Consider the following 20193-nt stretch of genomic DNA (forward strand, 5'->3'; position numbering starts at 1 on the left):
TCATGGCCATTAACTAAAGAAAAAAAGAATTTACATACAAAAATAGAGAAAGGTGAATTTGAGTTTCCTCAAATTCACCTTTCCCACTATTTGAAGCTAGTTATGTCCCAGCCTCTTTATTCATTATAACGATTATAGTCCTTCCGTTAACACAGGAACAATTTGTTTTTTACGAGAAACAACACCCGGTAATTCGACTAAATTATTTACTAATTCTTTACCAAAGCTTTTCGCAGCAGCTTCCGCAGCATCCCCTACAACAACAGCTGTAGAATCATTGTTTAGAATATCTGTTACAACAAAGAAGAATAAGTTTAAGCCATTGTCAGCTACATTTTTATTTAATAAACTTACTAGCTCATCTTTACGATTTAATACGTCATTTACATCTACTGCGTTTACTTGAGCTACTACTGATTTTACTTCACCAAAAGTAAATTCTTTCGCATCTAACGATAGTAAATCTTCTAGCGATTTATCTGAAAGGTCAGCTCCTGCTTTTAACATCGCTAAACCGTACTCATCTAAATTTACCCCCGCTTTTTCAGCTAATTCTTTACCAGCTTGTACATCTTGTTCTGTGCAAGTTGGAGATTTGAATAATAATGTATCTGAAATAATAGCAGAAAGCATTAAACCTGCAACATTTGAAGGTACTTCTACATTATTTTCTTTAAAAATTTTATTTAAAATCGTAGCCGTACATCCTACTGGCTCTGCACGATAGTAAAGAGGATCCGAAGTTTCAAAATTTGCAATGCGATGGTGATCAATTACTTCTGTTACTTTTACTTCTTCAATGCCATCAGCTGATTGTTGGCGCTCGTTATGGTCTACTAAAATAACTTCCTTTGCTTCACTAGCAACATTTCCAATTAAACGAGGTGCTTCAAAACCAAATTTCTCTAAAGCATATTTCGTTTCATTGTTTACTTCGCCAAGTCGTACCGCTTCTGCTTCAACCCCTAGTTGTTGTTTTAAATAAGCATAACTAAGTGCAGATGTAATTGTGTCTGTATCTGGATTTTTATGACCGAAAACTAATACTTTGCTCATTAAATGAGTCCTCCTATTTACAATGTTCATATTTATTCGATTTTATTTTATCATACCTAAGTTGGAATAGAAAAATAGAACATGAATGTCATTTCGAAAGCAAGAAGGTAATTGAATTTACACTCTCCACTATTGAATATGACGATCAACAAAGCGCATTCGTAAATGCCCCCGCAATTTACGAATACGCTTTACTTTGTACTACATACTGTTTGCCTTTTTTAAGTAGGAATCCTGTTGATTTGTTTTTTTATACTTTGTATATTGGCTTCTATTTTGTGCCACCATTCCTTCTACTAATGCATGGATTAAAGAATGGGATGCCATAATCGTCTCAGATGTTTCTTGTTTTTGACCCCCTACTTTAAATAAAACATCTACATAGTCATTAATAGGGGAAATGGTAGTATTCGTAATCGCAATAACTTTTACATTTTTATTTTTTGCTAATTGAATAGTAGTTAAATCATCCTCATGAATGCCATCCAATGCAATCAAAATTAAAAGAGACTCTTCATCCATAGCGCTAATTTGCTGCACAATATTATCAACATCATGTTCTATTTGCTTCACATGTTTACGATAATGACTTAACGTACAAGTGACAAAGCTAGCTGACGGAGAAGATTGTCTAAACCCTAGAACATACAAGTAGTTAGACTCATGCATTAGTCGAATTGCATATTCAAACTGTTTTTCATCGATAACATGTATCGTGTTCAAAATACTTTTAATATCGCGATTCATCACTTCGCTTAGAAAGTGTTCATGTTTCTTTGAAATAAGAGGATGTTCATATTCTAGTTTTCCCTCAGCTTTTAACAGATCCTCTTTAATTTTTTCCTGTAATTCTAAATAGCCCGATAAATCCATCGAATAACAAAAACGGATAACTGTCGACTCGCTAATTCCAATCTGCTTCCCTACATCTGAAGCTATATGAGTTGCTATAATATTTGGATTATCAATAACAAATTGAGCAACTTTTCGCTGCCCTCTAGAAAGTCTTATAAACCTTTTTTTAATCTCATCACAAAAGCTCATGGTAGCTTCATTTCCTCCTTTATATTATTTTTATTTTGTATACAAAATAGTTTGATAATTGATAGATTATCATTAACATTGATTGAATACAATGATTTTTCTGAAAAAACTTCAACGCTTTAAATGATAAAAGTTGAAAATTTGTCATATCCCACTACTATTCGACTTCCAAATTAAACAATTTAATTTTTATAAAATGACAAAAGAATAACTTTCCCAACATTTAAATACAACAAAAAAACTGATTCAAAGGTTGAAATGAACCTTGAATCAGTTTTTCCGTTAGTTATTCTAATTCTATTTGTTTCGTTTCTTTTCCTAAAAATAATACTGCTGCTACCCCAATTAAAATGGAGACGCAAAAAATTCCAAAGATAAATCCAATTTCATATTGTGCTTTTAGTAAGTATCCAACTAAAAGAGGACCAAAAATCCCACCGATACGCCCAACTGCTGCGGCCATTCCGGCTCCAGTCCCTCTTATGACCATTGGGTATTGCTCTGGTGTATAAGCATATAAAGCTCCCCATGCGCCTAAGTTAAAGAAGGATAATAAAATTCCAGATATTAATAATACTGTCACCGTTTCAGCATTACCAAACACATAAGCACTTGCTGCCGTTCCTATTAAGTACGTTACAAGGACAAATTTTCGTCCGAACTTTTCTACGAAATAGGCAGCTGTAAAATACCCGGGTAACTGGGCAATTGTCATAATAAGCACATATTTAAAGCTTGATATTAGATCAAACCCTTTTCCAACCATAACACTTGGTAGCCATAAGAACATTCCATAATAGGAAAAGACTACTGTGAACCAAAGAATCCAAAGCATCAGTGTAGAACGTGCATACTTCTTTTCCCAAACCCCTGCAATGTTTTGTCGTATTGTACGACTTTTCGCTTCTGATCTTGCAGTAAATTGAGGAGAATCAGGTAAATGCATGCGAATATAAACTGCATAAAGCGCTGGAATAGCAGTTAAAATTAATGCAACTCGCCATCCTTCAATCGGCCAAAATTCAGTTGGAATAACAAAATAAGATATGATTGCTGCAATAAGCCAGCCTGCCGCCCAAAAACTTTCAAGTAATACAACTACACGACCTCTTTCTTTTGCTTCTACACTCTCTGAAACTAATGTAGAGGCAACTGGCAGTTCACCGCCGAGTCCCATCCCTACAAAAAATCTTAATAACATAAATGCGGCAAAAGTTGTTGTTAGAGCTGAGAGTCCGCTGGCAACGGAGAAGATAATCAATGTCCACATGAATATCTTCTTACGTCCTACTTTGTCAGCAAATACTCCAAATACTAAAGCCCCTACTGCCATCCCGATAGAGTTAATACTTCCAATCCACCCCATTTGTGAAGAGGATAAACCCCAATCAGCTGCAAGAGCCGCTATTACAAATGATAAAATCCCTACGTCCATTGCATCGAACATCCAACCTACACCTGCAACACCTAATAATTTGTTGCGTGAGATGGGTGTTGTATTTGAATTTTTACTCACTTAATTTTCACCTGTCTTTACATTTGGATTTACACATTAACAATACCTTTTTTTTAATTGACTTACAAGATAAATTTAAAATATTTACATTTAGGTAAATTTCTCAATTTCTATTGAAAAATACATCAGTATTGCGATAAAATGTCTCTTATAGAAAAACAACTGTTCATTCAGTGAGAACAAAAGGAGCAAATTCGATATGTGGAAAGGTCTTATTGAAGAATATAAATCATTTTTACCTGTTACCGAAAATACACCTTCGCTAACTTTAAATGAGGGAAATACCCCACTTATTCATTTAGTTAATTTGTCAAAAAAGTTAGGGATTGAGCTTTACGGTAAAATTGAAGGGGCAAACCCAACTGGTTCATTTAAAGACCGCGGTATGGTTTTTGCAGTAGCAAAAGCTATTGAGGAAGGGGCAAAATGTGTTATTTGTGCATCCACAGGGAATACTTCTGCTGCAGCGTCAGCTTATGCTGCCCGTGCTGGAATCCAGTCGATTGTCGTTATTCCTAAAGGGAAAGTAGCCCTTGGTAAATTAGCACAAGCATGTATGTATGGTGCTAAAATTATTGAAATCGACGGCAATTTCGATGATGCACTCGCCATTGTACGCCAATTAAGTGAAACGACTTCTGTTCAATTAGTGAACTCCGTCAACCCATATCGTATTGAAGGCCAAAAAACAGCTGCATTTGAAATTGTAGACAGTTTAGGACAAGCTCCTCAATATTTATGTATCCCTGTAGGTAATGCGGGGAATATTACCGCTTACTGGAAAGGTTTTAAAGAATATAATGAGGCAAAACACACTGGCTTGCCGAAAATGTATGGCTTTGAGGCAGAAGGTTCCGCAGCCATTGTCAAAGGAGAACCTATCTCCAATCCCGAAACTGTGGCAACGGCGATTCGTATCGGGAATCCGGCAAGTTGGAAATTGGCTGAGGCCGCTCGCGATGAATCTGGTGGTATAATCGATTCTGTAACAGATGAAGAAATATTAGAAGCTTATCAATTAATCGCTAGTACTGAAGGAATATTTGTTGAGCCGGGCTCTGCCGCTTCTTTAGCAGGTGTTATTAAATCGGTTAATAACGGGAAAATTGAGAAAGGAAGCCAGGTTGTTACAATATTTACAGGTAACGGATTAAAAGATCCGGATACTGCAATGAACGTTTCTAAAATTGATTTAGTATCCCTTCAAAACAATGAAGAAGAAATTCGCCAATATATCGAGGAGATTTTATGAGTAAAAAATGGCAAATCACTGTTCCAGGAAGCACCGCTAACTTAGGACCTGGATTTGATTCCATAGGACTTAGTTTATCTTTATATTTAAATTTAACCGTGTCTATTTCGGATAAGTGGGAAATTATTCACCTTTCTGACCACCTTCCACAAAATATCGTAATTGAAAACCATTTAATTTATGAAATTGCTTCGGAAACTGCGGCTCGTTTTAATAAAGAACTTCCACCTTGTCGTATCGAAATGAAAAGTGAATTACCTTTTGCAAGGGGTTTAGGTAGTAGTGCAGCGGCGATTGTTGCAGCGGTTGAGTTAGCAAATCTCGTTTGTCAGTTAAATTTATCAACCCAAGATAAATTAAACATCACTTCTCAATTTGAAGGACATCCTGACAATGCTACTGCATCAGTTCTTGGTGGTTTAACGATTTCAGCAATGGATGATTTCGGTCATGTGGATACAATCCATGTACAAGATTTAGAAGTCTCTTTTGTTGTATTTATACCTAATGTGGAACTAAAAACGTCCGATGCTCGGAAAGTATTGCCTGAAAAGTTCGACCGTCACTACGCCGTTCACGCTAGTGCCAACGCTAATATGCTAGCGGCATCTTTCATATCAAAGGATTATGAACGGGTAGGTTATTATATGGAGTCCGATCTTTTCCATGAACCATTCCGTGCCAAGTTGATTCCATTTTTTGATGAAATTCGAAATGCAGCAAAAAATGCTGGTGCTTATGGAACGGCATTAAGCGGAGCAGGCCCAACTGTTATTTCCATTATACCGACCGCTATTGAGGAAGCATTTATTTCCAAGATGAAAGAACTATTCCCCTCACTTGAAATTATTTTAACAAAAGCAGATGATCAAGGGATTTCAGTAACTGAAGTCATTGAGGATGTGCTCGCTTAATCGCAAACCCATTAATATAGATGTCCAATAATTCATATATATGAATTATTGGGCATCTTTTTCTATTTGAAAAGATGTTCAAAATAACCTAACTTCCGTACACCTCAAAATGAGGTAAGTCATTTCGTCGCATGTACTTAAATTCAATTGAAAGGAGTATCGAAATGAAAATTGGCATTATTGGGGCAACTGGAAAGGCGGGCAACAATATTTTAACCGAGGCAAGAATGCGACATCATGATGTGACAGCTATAGTCGCTAATAAAGAGAAATTAAAAAATCAACAACATATTCATATTATAGAAAAGGAAATGTTTAATTTAACTAGAAATGATTTAATTCAATTCGATGTTGTTGTAAATGCTTTACTTCCTTTACATGGAGAAGAACATTTACACATTGAATTTGGCCGGTTTCTCATCTCCCTTTTGGAAGGTAGCCAAACAAAGTTATTTGTAGTTGGTGGAGCAGGAAGTTTATTCATCGACGAAAGAAATACTAGACTCATCGATATTCCTGATTTTCCAGAAGAATATAAAACAATAGCTTTCCAACAGTTACAACATTTAATAGATTTGAAACAATCCTCGATAAAATGGACGTTTTTAAGCCCCTCCGCTCTATTTGACTCAGACGGACCAAGAACTGGCCATTACATTTTAGGCAAAGACCATCTCCTATTAAATTCCCAACATATTAGTTATGTAAGCTATGCAGATTATGCTGTAGCTGTTTTAGATGAATTAGAAAACCCGAAACACGAAAATCAGCGTTTTACAGTCGCTTCTGAGAACGCAACAATTAGTTCATAGTCAATTCACTTTTTATAAATTAGAATGCCCTAAAAGCTATCCAAAGCTTTTAGGGCATTCATTCATTTTATGCTAACAATAACAAACTTAGCGCCATGACTGCCATACCGGCAACTAAACCATAAATCGATAAATGGGTTTCATCATATTTTTTAGCAGCTGGCAACAACTCGTCTAACGATATGAACACCATTATTCCTGCAACTGCTGCAAAAATAATCCCAAACATCGTATCCGTTAAAAACGGCATTAATATTAAATAAGCTACAACAGCTCCAATTGGTTCTGCTAACCCTGAAAGGAATGACAATTTAAATGACTTTTTTCGGTTTCCAGTCGCGAAATAAATTGGGACGGCAACAGCTATTCCCTCTGGAATATTGTGTATCGCTACAGCTATCGCAATGGCTACCCCGACACTTGGATCTTGAATGGCCGACATAAATGTTGCGATACCTTCTGGAAAATTATGAATAGCTATAGCTAACGCAGTAAAAACTCCCATTTTCATTAGCTTTTGTTCATCTATTACTTTAGAATTCAATTCCGCTTCATGGACATCTTCTACAGTTTTCACTTCATGAGGATTATTTTTCTTTGGAATGAAACGATCTATTAATGCGATAAACACCATTCCCCCAAAGAAGCCTATGACCGTCATCCAATACCCTTCCGTTTCACCTAAAGAAGTCGTTAACGCATCTTTCGCCTTAACAAAAATTTCAACTAAAGAGACATAAATCATAACACCTGCAGAAAACCCTAATGCAACGGATAGGAACTTCTTATTTGTTCTTGATGTAAAAAATGCAATTAAAGCCCCCAATCCGGTAGCTAACCCAGCAAATAGTGTTAAACCTAAAGCTAAAAGTACGTTTCCATCCATTTTACTTTGTCGTCTCCTCTTATCATTTAATAATTGTATTATACACTAAAAGTTTCCCTAGTGAAACTTTTTTCACCTTGGTTACATATTATTCACAAAGAAAACTTTTATGCAAAAAAATAACACCTAGTTAGGTGTTATTTTTTAGCTTATTAAATTTTCTTTTACTTTGTTCATACCAAAATACACAAAGGACAAACCAAGTGTATCCAAGACTCCACCCTGCAATGACATCAGAGCCAAAATGACGACTTTCTGCGATGCGGGATAGACCAATAAGGAAGGAAAGAATAATCGCAATAACCCAAACAATTCTACTTTTTTTACTATTTCCTACCCATTCCCCTACTAAATAAGCGATTGTGAATAAATAAAGCAAAGAGAGCATAGCATGTCCCGACGGAAAACTAAATGTGGACAATTGATCAACTATTTCTGGTCGAGGCCGTTCAATCCATTTTTTCACTAATTGATTTAACACATTTCCAGCTGCTATCGTTAGTAGTACAAAAATCATCCCATGATAATTTCGTTCCTTTAACCAAAGTACGATTAGTAATAGTAAACCTATTGAAATAACAAACCATGTATCACCAATATAATGAAAGGCAGTGATAAATACGTTCCCACCAAAAAGTTCAGCTAATGTGTTATCTAGTTGTTGAATACATTCTGAATCAAAACTCAACAACAAGGCAAGAAATATAAAAAATGTAACTCCTGCTAAAATATAATTCCATGGTTTCAACATGTATTCCACCTTTGTAAAAGCACTATATTATTTAACTTATTTAATTACATATTACTCTATGCAATCCAATTGTTGTTACGAAAAAATAAAAAAACCTCGACAAGTCGTCAAGGTTCTGAAAGTTATTGTACGTAATATAAACTATTGGCTGATTCAATAATATAGTCTGGTTTTGGCTGGCCAATTTTAGCTTTGTGGCCCGCTATATGTTCGGGACTCTTCTCCCAGCCTTTCCAAGCTTCTTCTGATTCCCAGCGTACCATAATGATAACTTCTTCATCACCACGACGGGATTTTTTCACTAACACTTCTTTACCGATAAAACCAGGTTGTTGTTCCATTAAAGATGGGCCATCCTTTTTAGCACCAAAACGGTCAATAATTTTTTGGGCATTTCCTTCAGCAACAACAAAACGTTTCATTTGAACAAACATTCTCATACCTCCCGAGAGAAAAAGCTGTCCTACTATTAGGACAGCTTAATTTGGTTAATAAATTATTTTAATTCATCTTTAATTTCTTGGATTTTAGCAAGCTCAGATTCTAAACCGCCACCGCTTAAGTACCAAAGTGGGCCATCTAAATAAACAATTCGATTTTCTTTATATGCAGTTGTTTGTTTAATGATGTCATTTTCCATATCCGCTTCGATATTAGACTCACCGCCTGTTGCAGCAGTTCTGTCAATTACGAATAATACTTGTGGATTGAATTCTAAAATCGCTTCAAATCCAAAGTTTGAACCATGAGATGAAGATTCGATATTATCTGTTACTGGTTTAAATCCATAGATGTCATAGATGTAGCCAAAACGAGAATTTTGAGCAAAACCAGATAAATTACCTTCATTATACATTGTAACTAATGATGTATCATATTTCCCAGCTAAAGCTTTTACCTCTTCAATACCGGCATTAATTTCAGCAATTTTCTCTTTTGCTTCTTCTTCTTTACCAAACATTTTTGCTGCAACATCAACAGATGCTAAGAATGTATTCCAGTAATCATCTTGAGACGTACCAACGAAGATTACATTAGGAGTAATTTCTTTTAATTGATCATAAAATGCAGATTGACGACCTGAGATGAAAATTACGTCCGGTTCAAGTTCTGCGATATCTTCTAATAAAGGAGCTTTTAAAGTACCAATGTTTGCATATTCATCACTAGAATATTTTGATAAATGTTCTGGTAAAGTAGAATCTTTGGCAACACCAACAATTCCTTCTACTCCAAGAGCATCAAGTGTATCTAAGAAACCGTAGTCGAATACAACGATTTTTTCAGGCATTTTTTCAAGGGTAACATCTTCATAAGCAATAGTTCCAGCTTCTTCAGATTGGCTTTCTGCAACAGTTGGAGAAATAGTCATTGGGTATGTAGGACCCTCTGCATTTTCAGTAGTTGTCTTCTCCCCTGTAGTAGAGTTTGTATCTGATTCTTTTTTATCATCAGAACCACATGCTGCAAGTACGAATAATAAACTTGCTAAAATGACCGTTAATAACTTCCAATTCTTCATTTATATTCTCTCTCCTATCTCTTATTAACGATAATGATAATCATTATCAATCTAATGAAAATTATAGCATTTAGAAAATAAAGGTCAATAGTTTTTTAGTTATTTTAACCAATTTTATTTTAAAAAATGATTTAGAAAAGCATATGAAATAAATACTTTTCTAAATCATTATCATAGCTAATGCGAGTTAAAATATACGCAAATTCGACAACCATTTTGTTCCTGTACCGGAATATTCATGTCGTAAATTTCACGAAGTGCATCTGAATTAATGATTTCATTCGTCGGTCCACTTTTTACAACTTTACCGTTTTTTAACGCTACAATGTAATCAGAATAGACCGAAGCAAAGTTAATATCATGCAATACAATAACTACTGTTTTCCCTAGCTCATCAACAAGCTTACGTAAAATTTTCATTATTTGTACGGAATGCTTCATATCCAAGTTATTTAAAGGCTCGTCTAAAAGAACGTAATCTGTATCTTGGGCGATGACCATTGCGATGAAAGCCCGTTGTTTTTGTCCCCCAGACAGCTCATCTAAAAATTTGTCTTGCATATCTGTTAAATTCATATATTCCATAGCTTGATCGACAAATTGTTCATCCTCAGGTGTTAAACGACCTCTTGAATAAGGATAGCGACCAAATGAAATAAGCTCACGTACCGTTAAACGTACATTAATAAAGTTTGCTTGTTTTAAAATGGATACACGTTTCGCAAATTCAACGGATTTCCATTGTTTTACGTCATTTTTATCGAGTAATACTTCACCTGTATCTGCATCTAATAACCGACTCACCATTGATAATAACGTGGATTTACCAGCACCATTTGGACCAATAAAGGATGTTATCGATCCCGGTTGAATCGTTACGGAAACATCTTCTACAACAGGCTTGTTACCAAACTTCTTTGTTAAACCTTTGATTTCAATCATCCTGCTGCCCTACTTTCCTTTAGTAATAAGTAAATGAAGTAAATACCACCAATAAAGTTAATAATGACACTTAAGGTAGTACTCATTTCAAACACATGTTCAACGATAAATTGACCACCGACTAAAGCAATAACACTCATTAAGCCGGCTCCTAAAATATGAATCGAATGCTTATATGTGACTAAAAATTGGTAAGATAAATTTGCTACGATTAAACCAAAGAACGTAATCGGACCGACTAGAGCAGTGGATGTAGCAATTAGTACCGACGATAAAATTAATACATTCATCACTAAGCGGTCATAATTAATTCCTAGGTTTATCGCATTTTCCCTACCAAGGGACATAACATCTAACTGACCCAAAATCCGATATCCGTAAATAAAGGCAATTAATAAAATCACAATCGAAATATATAGTAACTCGACTTTAATATTCGAGAAACTTGCAAATAAACGATTTTGTAAACTTAAATATTCTACTGGGTCAATTAATACTTGCAAGAACGTTACAAGACTTCCGAGTAATGTTCCTAAAATCATCCCAATTAATAATAATAAGTAAATTGGATGTTTATCTGCTCGGAATAAGAAGCGATATAAGAACAATGCAAACAGCACCATCGCTCCAATTGCTACTGCAAAGTTTAAATATTGATTTAACACCCAAATGGACATGGACCCAGCTAAAAAGTAAATAAGAGTTTGTACAACTTCATACATGGAGTCAAGCCCCATTACGGAAGGGGTTAAAATACGGTTGTGCGTAATAGTTTGAAACACTACCGTCGAATAGGCAATTGCAAATCCTGTTACGATCATTGCCCCAACCCGCATCATACGTCTTGGAAATGCGTAATCAAAACCACCCTTAATATCGTAGAATCCGTATAGCAAAATACAAATTATTGCTACAACTGCTAGAATAATTAGTTTTGTACTATTTCGCATATGCTCTCCCCCTAAATAACATAATTAAGAAGATCGCACTGCCGATTACCGCTACCGTTACATTTACCGGTATTTCATACGGATAAATAATGACACGCCCTAAAATGTCACAGATTAATAGGAAAACAACACCGAGAACGGCTGTATGTGGAATCGTCTTTCGTAAATTGTCCCCTAAATAAAGGGATACAATATTCGGTACGATTAATCCTAAGAATGGGATAACACCAACTGTGAGAACGACAGTTGTAGCGATAATTGCTACGAGAATTAACCCTATATTTAATACGAATTTATAACTTAAACCTAAGTTTTTAGCAAAATCTTCACCCATACCAGCAACGGTAAATTTGTTTGCATATAAATAGGCTAAAATTACAGCAGGTATACTTAAATATAGTAATTCATAGCGTCCAGATATTACTAATGTAAAGCTTCCCATTAACCAAGAAGAAATATTTTGAAGTAAATCAGCTTCATAAGCAAAAAATGTTGTAATGGAAGATAAAATATTTCCATACATAATCCCGATTAAAGGTACAAAAATAGCATCTTTAAACTTTATACGATCTAAAATTTGCATGAATAGCAAAGTTCCAACTAACGCAAATACAAAGCTAAAAATAATTTGCTGTGTATAGGTTACATTCGTAAAGAACAGCATCGAAATGAGAATCCCTAACTTAGCGGCATCTAATGTTCCAGCTGTCGTTGGAGAAACGAATTTGTTTCGACTTAAGCTTTGCATAATCAAGCCCGCGATACTCATCCCAATCCCCGCTAAAATAATCGCCATTAGACGTGGTACACGACTGATTAAGAAAATTTGTGTTTCTTCTGATTGCCAATCAAGTAAATCGCTTGGCTTTATATCAATCGCGCCAATAAATAGCGAGATAAACGACAGGATGATCGCTGCGATAATTAACATCCACAGTCTCATTTTTATCCCCATATTCTATTTATTCTCAAGTATGTAATGAAAATGATTCTCAACCTCGAGTACGTATTTCATTATAAGTTGAAAAAGTCGAAAAATCAATGCCGATAACTTGAAGTTGAAAAATTAGAGAGTATATTTCAAATTTTAGTAAAATGTAGTTTTTTTAAGTATTACTTATATTTATTAATGTTTGTCTCATGAAAAAAGCTTAACCCTTTTAGAGTTAAGCTTAAAAGTTTATTAATATTGTACGTCAACCGCCTTATCGATTACTTCTTGAGGAATTGTAATTTCTTTAACACCATTGAAGTTATCAAATTTGCTTACCATATCCGTCTTAATTGTCATTGACTCACCTTCGATATCCATCGTGAAAGTGACATTCATATCCATTGTCGTCATATCAAAGGTTTCCTTATCAATTTCAATTTTATAGTTAAGATTCTCAACTTTCGTATTTTCAAGCATTTGCGTGTCTTCTTCAGAAAGACCTAAAGTTTGATTAATTTTCATTTGCTCCAACATATACTTTGTAAACTTATCGCTAGCAGCTTCTAAAGTAAGAATATACTGATCTTCCGATTGTTCAAATGTAAAATCATTAATAAATGATTTCATTTGTTCAAGCTGTTCTGATGTATTAACTTGATTTGCTGTTTGCCCCATAATCGCGTCAAACTCTTCAGATGGTAGCTTCACCCATTGGTTAGTTTGAGAATCAAACATGTACATCCCTTCCTTGGACATATACATCTCCATATCCATCGATGCATCGCCCTCCGCTGTTGGCTCTCCCATCGTCATTGTTCCATCCATATACATGGAAACAGGATCTGTAACCATATCAAGTTTCAAATCACTCTTCGTTGTCATTTCAATACTTTCTTCCCCAGTTCCAAAACCAATTGTTTGGTCCATTGCAATCGAGCCACTGACACTTTTTAGTTCATTTTGTCGTTCTATCGCTTTGTTATAAACCTCTTCCAACGTCAAATCGCTACTTTTCGATGTTGCACCAGACTGTGGTTCTGCCGTGCTATTACATGCCGTTAACACGAATAACAATAAACCGATTAATAAGTATCCCCATTTTTTCATAAAAACCCTTCCTTTCATTAAACCTTTAGTTTACACACCATAGGATAACAGTATTTACAATATTTTCCTAACTATTTTTATCATTTTATACAAAATGTTACTTTTTTACTTCTTTCATTTCTGTAACTAATTCTCTATACAATTTGCTACATACTAATAATTTGTTTTATTTATAGGATAGCTACTATTATTTATTACGTATAAGTATGGAAAGGGTGTCATTTTTTTCTAAAATAATAAAAAAGAGGCTGGGACAAAAGAAAAATGTTAGACCAAAATTGTAAATGGTCTAACATTTTTTTGCGGTATAAAGGCGTAATCGAAGTTTTAAATCAGAAAGTTAATGCCCGACTTTTAGATTTCCTCAAAAATTCGAGTTATGTCCCAGCCTCTCATTTATTAATTTACTCCGCGCATCGCCTTTGCAATGATTGGTGTTAATATTAATAGTAAAAGACCTAAAAAGATAGATAATGCGCCAAGTGTTCCGAAGTACGTAATTTCTGTTACTGCTTCATAAACACGAACGAGTTGGGCATTAATCGCTTGGGCAGCCGCACTAGTTAAGAACCATAAAGACATTGTTTGTGCTGCAAATGCCGCTGGTGCCAATTTTGTTGTTGCTGATAAACCGACTGGTGATAATAATAACTCCCCTACTACAACAAGGAAGAAGGAAAGAACTAACCACCAAGGGCTAACAAGTTCTGTACCGCCAGACATTTTCGCTGGAATAATCATTACTAAGAATGATAAACCTGCAAAAAATAATGAAATAGCAAATTTCTTCGGAGTAGAAGGTTGACGGTTACCAAGTTTTAACCACATCCATGCAAAAATAGGTGCAAAGATAATAATGAATAATGGGTTAAGAGATTGGAACCAAGATGCTGGGATTTCAAAGCTTCCCACAGTTAAATCCGTACGAGTATCTGCATATGTTGCTAAAATTGTTGCTCCTTGTTCTTGAATAGCCCAGAACATAACAGCAGCAATAAATAAAGGAATATAAGCTAATACTCGAGATTTTTCATCTTTCGTCGTTTTAGGACTTCGATACATCACAATGAAGAACACGGTTGGAATTAATATACCCAGTGTTGTAATGATTAAACTAAACACAGCCATTGTTAAATTACCAGTAGCATTTAAAATGAACCCTACAATTAAAATGGCAATAATGGCAATAATAACATTACGAATTGTTTTCTTTTTCTCTTGTTCTGTTAATGGGTTTGGCACTTCAAGACCAGCTAGTCCTAAAAATTTCTTTTGCGTTACAAAGAAAACGATTAAACCGATTAACATACCGACAGCAGCTAAACCGAATCCGAAATGGAAATTATATTTTTCCCCAACAGTACCAATAATTAATGGTGCGATAAAGGCACCCATATTAATACCCATGTAGAAAATACTAAATCCTGAGTCACGGCGATTATCTCCCTCAGCATACATATCTCCAACAATCGTTGATACGTTAGACTTTAATAAACCAGTTCCGACAATAATAAACGCCATCGAAATGAGTAAAGCAGTAAGACCGAATGGTAATGCTAATACAATATGACCAATCATGATCAATATTCCACCATAAAATACCGTCTTACGTGTACCCCATACGCGGTCCGCAAACCAACCGCCAATAATACCTGACATATAAATTAAAGACCCGTAAAGAGCCATTATAGAGTTCGCAGTTCCTCTATCTAATCCTAATCCACCATCGTGCAATTCATAATACATATAAAGGATAAGAATGGCACGCATTCCATAATATGAAAATCTTTCCCAAAATTCAGTAAAGAATAATGTGAATAAGCCCTTTGGTTGACCAAAAAATCCTTTTTGAGGAACGGATTTGACAATTTCGTCTTTACTATACATAAAGAAATCCCTCTTCCGTTAATATTTTTATATTTTCAAACAATTTAGATTATTGAAATCACAGTCTGAAAACTCGTTTTATTACCTTAAAACAAAATGAATGTTTTTTCAATATATTATAAAAAAGTTAGAAATTTCGATTTCTTCTTTATTTTCTATATCTTTTACTAAAGAACTGTTATTAACGGACTTTAAAAGGTATATAAAAATAATTTTTATTTATAAAAAAATAGGCAACGACAAATACATCGTTACCCATTTTCATTATTTTATTACAAAGCTTTCATACTTTTTCATATCCGACTCTTTTAATTCAACTACTAACCTAGTCCCATTTTCTTCATATTCTGTTTCTTTCACTTGTGCATACGTATTTAAGTACGAAACGATATCGCCACGCTCAAAAGGAATAAACATTTCACATTCAACGTAATTGGAAAAAATATGTTGTTTAATCATTTCGATTAATTCGTCTAAACCACTATCTTCCTGGGCAGAAATCCAAATATTGTCTCCACTTATTAATGGATATTTTACGTTTGCAATGTCCGATTTGTTATATACATAAATGGTCGAAATCCCCTCTACGTCAACTTCACTCAACGTTTTGTTCGTCACGTCCATCATAAATCGATACTGCTCATTAGAAACATCTACTACGTGTAATAATAAGTCTGCTTCTCTTGCTTCCTCCAAAGTAGAACGAAATGCCTTTACTAAATGATGGGGTAACTTACTTACAAATCCAACTGTATCTGTTAATAAAAATGTCTTTTTATCTGGCAACTCAATATTCCGAACAGAAGTATCTAAAGTTGCAAACAACATATTTTTTTCCAAAACTTGTTTATTATCTTCTTGTCCAATCTTTTTCAATAATCGGTTCATTATTGTTGATTTCCCAGCATTTGTATACCCCACTAAGGAAACAATTGGAATTTCGTTTTTCCTTCTTTTTTTCCTTTGGGTTTCCCGTTGTTCTTTCACACCTTCAAGCTCTTTACGAAGCTTTGAAATTTGGTCTTCAATTTTTCGCCGATCCAACTCTAGTTTTGTTTCCCCAGCACCCCGGTTTCTAAAACCTCCACCAGTGCCACCACCTTGACGGGATAGTGAAGCATGAAGCCCAACTAGTCGTGGCAACATATATTGAAGCTGAGCTAATTCGACTTGCATTTGCGCTTCCCGTGTTTTTGCACGGCGATCAAAAATATCTAAAATAAGCATCGTACGATCTATTACTTTAACTTCTAAATCATGTTCTAAATTTCTTATTTGGGAAGGTGAAAGTTCATCATTAAAAATGACTAAATTTCCATTTAACTCTTCTATAAAACTTTTTATTTCCTCAATTTTTCCAGTTCCTACATAATGGGATGGATTTACCCGCTCTAAATTTTGTGTAACTGTCCCCATTACCGTCACATCAAGAGCTTCAGCTAAACTGGATAACTCCTCCATTGAGTAATGGAAATTAGGATCATTTTGTAAATTAACGCCAACTAAAATGGCCTTTTCAATAATTGTTTCAATCTGTTGCATATTCGTCACTAAAAGATTCCTCCCTGTTAACGTAGGGTATTTTCCACAATCGTATCATACATTATATCCCTTTTTACACAAGAAAAGACCTATAACAAAGGAATGTTATAGGTCTTTTAAAATTCTATTGTTTCTCTTTTTCTGAATGTAACAAGTTTAAAGTTTCATCGAATTCATCTTCAATTTCATCATTTCGTTTATAAGTTAATAAACTTACAATAATCGCCAAAATTAAATTGATTGCAAAACCAGGTACAATTTCATATAGCATACCGGATAGCTCTTTATTTTGTCCCCAAATAAAGGCAACAACAGCCCCTACTACCATACCTGTTAGCGCACCAACATTTGTTAACTTTCTCCAATATAGAGCAAGTAAAATTGTTGGTCCAAACGCTGCACCAAATCCTGCCCAAGCAAATCCAACTAAATCTAAAATTGAACTGTCCGGGTTCCATCCTAATATTGCAGCAACGACTGAAACAACAAGAACTGCTAAGCGACCTGCGAAAACATAATGTTTATCCGTCGCATCTTTTTTAAATAACGCTTTATACATATCTTCCACAAGGGCCGAAGATGTTACAATCAATTGGGAAGAAATCGTACTCATAATAGCGGCTAGTATCGCAGCTAACATAATACCAGCAATAAATGGATGGAATAAAATTTGCCCCATAACAATAAAGATTGTTTCTGGATCATCAATATTCCCACCATTTTGTTGGAAGTAGGCTAATCCAACTAGTGCAGTACCAATTGCACCAAATAAACTTAATATCATCCAACCAATACCGATACGACGGGCTTGTTTTGTTTCTTTTACCGATTTGATTGCCATGAATCGAACGATAATATGCGGTTGTCCAAAGTAACCAAGTCCCCAAGCAACAGAAGAAATAATCCCAGCTGCTGTTGCCGTTTGAGCAAACAAATTAAAGTGTTCTGGATTCACCGATTGAATGGAGTCGATTGTATCGCCAAATCCACCAGTGAAAAACAAACCAATTGTCGGTACTAATATTAAAGCTAAAAACATAATAAGACCTTGTAAAAAGTCAGTGTAACTAACGGCTAAAAATCCGCCAAATAACGTATAGCCAACCGTCACGACGGCAACAACTAATAGACCTGTATGGTAATCAAAACCAAAGGAACTTTCAAAAAATTTACCGCCAGATACCATACCTGATGATACATAGAATGTAAAGAATACTAAAATAACGATACCTGAAACGATACGAATTAATTTCGTCTTATCACGAAGACGGTTATCTAAAAAACTCGGAATCGTAATGGAATTTTTCGAAACTTGAGTATAAACCCGTAAACGAGGTGCAACAAAATACCAGTTTAGCCAAGCTCCTACCGTTAAACCAATTGCAATCCATGCTTCTACTAAACCTGCAGTATAAATTGCACCTGGTAACCCCATTAGTAGCCATCCAGACATATCTGCTGCTCCAGCACTTAAGGCCGTGACAGCTGGACCTAAATCACGTCCGCCTAACATATAATCATTTAAATTCGTTGTTCTTTTATAGGCGTACCAACCAATAATAATCATTGTTAGCATGTAAATAACAATGGCTAACAATTGAAAAGCGTGATCTGACATAATCCATCCCCCTTATTTCAATTTTTTTGAAAATAGTGTCGAATAATAGAAAATAAACGCGTATTCTAGAAACACTATTATTTGCTTATAATTTATCATACTTCATAATAATTGTATGTAAGATTTTTTAAAAAATAAAATTTTCAATATACTTCCATTATTATTTAATTTTATAGTCCAATATATGAATATAAAAACTAGAATTTAGCACTTGTTAATAGAGCTATGTTAAACTATTTTCAACAATTTAAAAGTAGAGGCTGATTCAAATGGACTTTGAACAAATGAAAGAACAATTTTTAAATCGTATTAATAGCCACCAATTAATTAATGCAACCTTTAGCCAACCACGGCAAAAATCAAACGAGTTAAAACGAGTGAAGTTAAAACCAATTGAACTAAAAGGGCTTTACCATATTCAATTGGAATATCAATACGAACGTATTTTAAAACATGAAAATATTTTATTAGAAAAGTTTTCCGATTCCTTCGATATATTATTACAGCAATTTCGTCAAATTCATGCCCAATTTACGGATGAAAAAATACACATACAATTGTCGAAAAAAAATAAAGTACTTTGGAAAGTTGAAAAACTTGAAAAAGCAAAACAAGTTAACCTTTCCCATAACCGTAAAAAGCAATATTTACTTGATGAATCGACACCATATCCTTTCCTTATTCGTCTTGGTGTTCAAACGGAAGATGGGAAAGTGAAAAAGCAAAAGTTTGATAAATTTCGACAAATTAACCGTTTCGTTGAGTTTATCGATGATTCATTACAACATTTACCTAAAGATCGACAAATTCGAATTCTTGACTTTGGTTCAGGAAAATCCTATTTAACCTTTGCCTTATATCATTATTTAAAAATCGAAAAGGGATTAGACATACGAGTAACTGGACTGGATTTGAAAAAAGAAGTTATAGAAGAATGTAATCGTATTGCTCATGATCTACATTATGATCAGCTTGAATTTTTAGTGGGTGATATTAATGATTATAATGATGAAAATGCAGTGGATATGGTTGTAACATTACATGCTTGTGACGTTGCGACAGATCTGGCTTTGGCCCGTGCCGTTAAATGGGGAGCAAAAGTTATTTTAAGTGTTCCTTGTTGCCAGCACGAATTAAATAGACAACTAAATGCACCTGCCCTAGATATTATGATGCAGCACGGTTTAATTAAGGAACGATTTGCTTCCCTTGCAACTGACTCCATTAGGGCGGAAATATTAACTTTAGCCGGCTATGATACACAACTTTTAGAGTTCATCGATATCGAACATACACCTAAAAATATTTTAATTCGTGCTTACTTTACTGGAAAAAAACCATCATTAGAACAGCTTGAACGCTACAATTCGTTTATTCAATTTTTATCTGCAGAACCATTTTTACAAAAAGAACTTCAACAGTATTTTTAATTCAAAACTCTTCATAAAATCAAATTAATG

General features: G+C 34.7%; 18 protein-coding genes. 4 read left to right on the forward strand and 14 right to left on the reverse strand.

Features of this window, described 5'->3' with window-relative positions; genetic code table 11:
• Positions 1-132 precede the first annotated feature (132 nt).
• The 3 genes from EC501_RS09750 to EC501_RS09760 all read right to left on the reverse strand — a co-directional run bounded on the left by EC501_RS09750 (position 133) and on the right by EC501_RS09760 (position 3547).
• On the reverse strand, positions 133-1056 hold the full coding sequence (locus tag EC501_RS09750; protein WP_122972101.1) for a manganese-dependent inorganic pyrophosphatase: 924 nt from the start codon (positions 1054-1056) through the stop codon (positions 133-135).
• Between the two features lie 201 nt (positions 1057-1257).
• Positions 1258-2100, reverse strand: a complete 843-nt coding sequence (locus EC501_RS09755) for a MurR/RpiR family transcriptional regulator (protein ID WP_122972102.1) — start codon at positions 2098-2100, stop codon at positions 1258-1260.
• A 286-nt stretch (positions 2101-2386) separates the two neighbouring features.
• The gene (locus tag EC501_RS09760; RefSeq protein ID WP_122972146.1) at positions 2387-3547 is read right to left on the reverse strand and encodes an MFS transporter; all 1161 of its coding nucleotides are present in this window, start codon (positions 3545-3547) and stop codon (positions 2387-2389) included.
• 268 nt (positions 3548-3815) lie between these two features.
• On the opposite strand from EC501_RS09760, the gene thrC reads away from it, so the two are divergent.
• From thrC to EC501_RS09775, 3 genes are all read left to right on the forward strand, one after another.
• Complete coding sequence (thrC, locus tag EC501_RS09765; protein WP_122972103.1) at positions 3816-4868, forward strand: threonine synthase; 1053 nt, start codon at positions 3816-3818, stop codon at positions 4866-4868.
• Positions 4865-5782 (forward strand): homoserine kinase, encoded by a 918-nt coding sequence (gene thrB / locus EC501_RS09770; RefSeq protein WP_122972104.1) that lies wholly within the window; start codon positions 4865-4867, stop codon positions 5780-5782. The genes thrC and thrB overlap by 4 nt, the downstream gene beginning before the upstream one ends.
• Before the next feature lie 164 nt (positions 5783-5946).
• Entirely contained in the window at positions 5947-6594 is a 648-nt protein-coding gene (locus EC501_RS09775) for an NAD(P)-dependent oxidoreductase (RefSeq protein WP_122972105.1), read from the forward strand.
• A gap of 67 nt (positions 6595-6661) precedes the next feature.
• On the opposite strand, the gene zupT is transcribed toward EC501_RS09775, so the two are convergent.
• The 11 genes from zupT to putP all read right to left on the reverse strand — a co-directional run bounded on the left by zupT (position 6662) and on the right by putP (position 18733).
• The gene (gene zupT / locus EC501_RS09780) at positions 6662-7480 is read right to left on the reverse strand and encodes a zinc transporter ZupT (RefSeq protein ID WP_122972106.1); all 819 of its coding nucleotides are present in this window, start codon (positions 7478-7480) and stop codon (positions 6662-6664) included.
• Between the two features lie 130 nt (positions 7481-7610).
• The gene (locus EC501_RS09785; RefSeq protein WP_241559311.1) at positions 7611-8231 is read right to left on the reverse strand and encodes a phosphatase PAP2 family protein; all 621 of its coding nucleotides are present in this window, start codon (positions 8229-8231) and stop codon (positions 7611-7613) included.
• Between the two features lie 122 nt (positions 8232-8353).
• Complete coding sequence (locus EC501_RS09790) at positions 8354-8665, reverse strand: antibiotic biosynthesis monooxygenase family protein (protein WP_122972107.1); 312 nt, start codon at positions 8663-8665, stop codon at positions 8354-8356.
• Between the two features lie 62 nt (positions 8666-8727).
• Positions 8728-9753 carry a siderophore ABC transporter substrate-binding protein gene (locus EC501_RS09795; RefSeq protein ID WP_122972108.1) on the reverse strand — a complete coding sequence of 342 codons (1026 nt, stop codon included), beginning with the start codon at positions 9751-9753 and terminating at the stop codon, positions 8728-8730.
• 177 nt (positions 9754-9930) lie between these two features.
• The gene (locus EC501_RS09800; RefSeq protein ID WP_122972109.1) at positions 9931-10695 is read right to left on the reverse strand and encodes an iron ABC transporter ATP-binding protein; all 765 of its coding nucleotides are present in this window, start codon (positions 10693-10695) and stop codon (positions 9931-9933) included.
• Complete coding sequence (locus EC501_RS09805) at positions 10692-11645, reverse strand: iron chelate uptake ABC transporter family permease subunit (protein WP_122972110.1); 954 nt, start codon at positions 11643-11645, stop codon at positions 10692-10694. The genes EC501_RS09800 and EC501_RS09805 overlap by 4 nt, the downstream gene beginning before the upstream one ends.
• Entirely contained in the window at positions 11635-12588 is a 954-nt protein-coding gene (locus EC501_RS09810) for an ABC transporter permease (RefSeq protein ID WP_122972111.1), read from the reverse strand. Before EC501_RS09810 ends, EC501_RS09805 begins: the two co-directional genes overlap by 11 nt.
• Positions 12589-12828: 240 nt before the next feature.
• The gene (locus EC501_RS09815) at positions 12829-13686 is read right to left on the reverse strand and encodes a DUF6612 family protein (protein ID WP_122972112.1); all 858 of its coding nucleotides are present in this window, start codon (positions 13684-13686) and stop codon (positions 12829-12831) included.
• Between the two features lie 399 nt (positions 13687-14085).
• On the reverse strand, positions 14086-15573 hold the full coding sequence (locus EC501_RS09820; protein WP_122972113.1) for a peptide MFS transporter: 1488 nt from the start codon (positions 15571-15573) through the stop codon (positions 14086-14088).
• 264 nt (positions 15574-15837) lie between these two features.
• Positions 15838-17115, reverse strand: a complete 1278-nt coding sequence (hflX, locus tag EC501_RS09825; RefSeq protein ID WP_122972148.1) for a GTPase HflX — start codon at positions 17113-17115, stop codon at positions 15838-15840.
• Positions 17116-17239: 124 nt separating this feature from the next.
• Positions 17240-18733 (reverse strand): sodium/proline symporter PutP, encoded by a 1494-nt coding sequence (putP, locus tag EC501_RS09830; RefSeq protein ID WP_122972114.1) that lies wholly within the window; start codon positions 18731-18733, stop codon positions 17240-17242.
• A gap of 269 nt (positions 18734-19002) precedes the next feature.
• On the opposite strand from putP, the gene EC501_RS09835 reads away from it, so the two are divergent.
• A complete protein-coding gene (locus tag EC501_RS09835; protein ID WP_122972115.1) occupies positions 19003-20163 on the forward strand; it encodes a class I SAM-dependent methyltransferase in 1161 nt (386 codons plus the stop codon).
• Positions 20164-20193: the final 30 nt, after the last annotated feature.

It is taken from the genome of Lysinibacillus halotolerans (assembly GCF_003711845.1).
Lineage (GTDB): Bacteria > Bacillota > Bacilli > Bacillales_A > Planococcaceae > Ureibacillus > Ureibacillus halotolerans.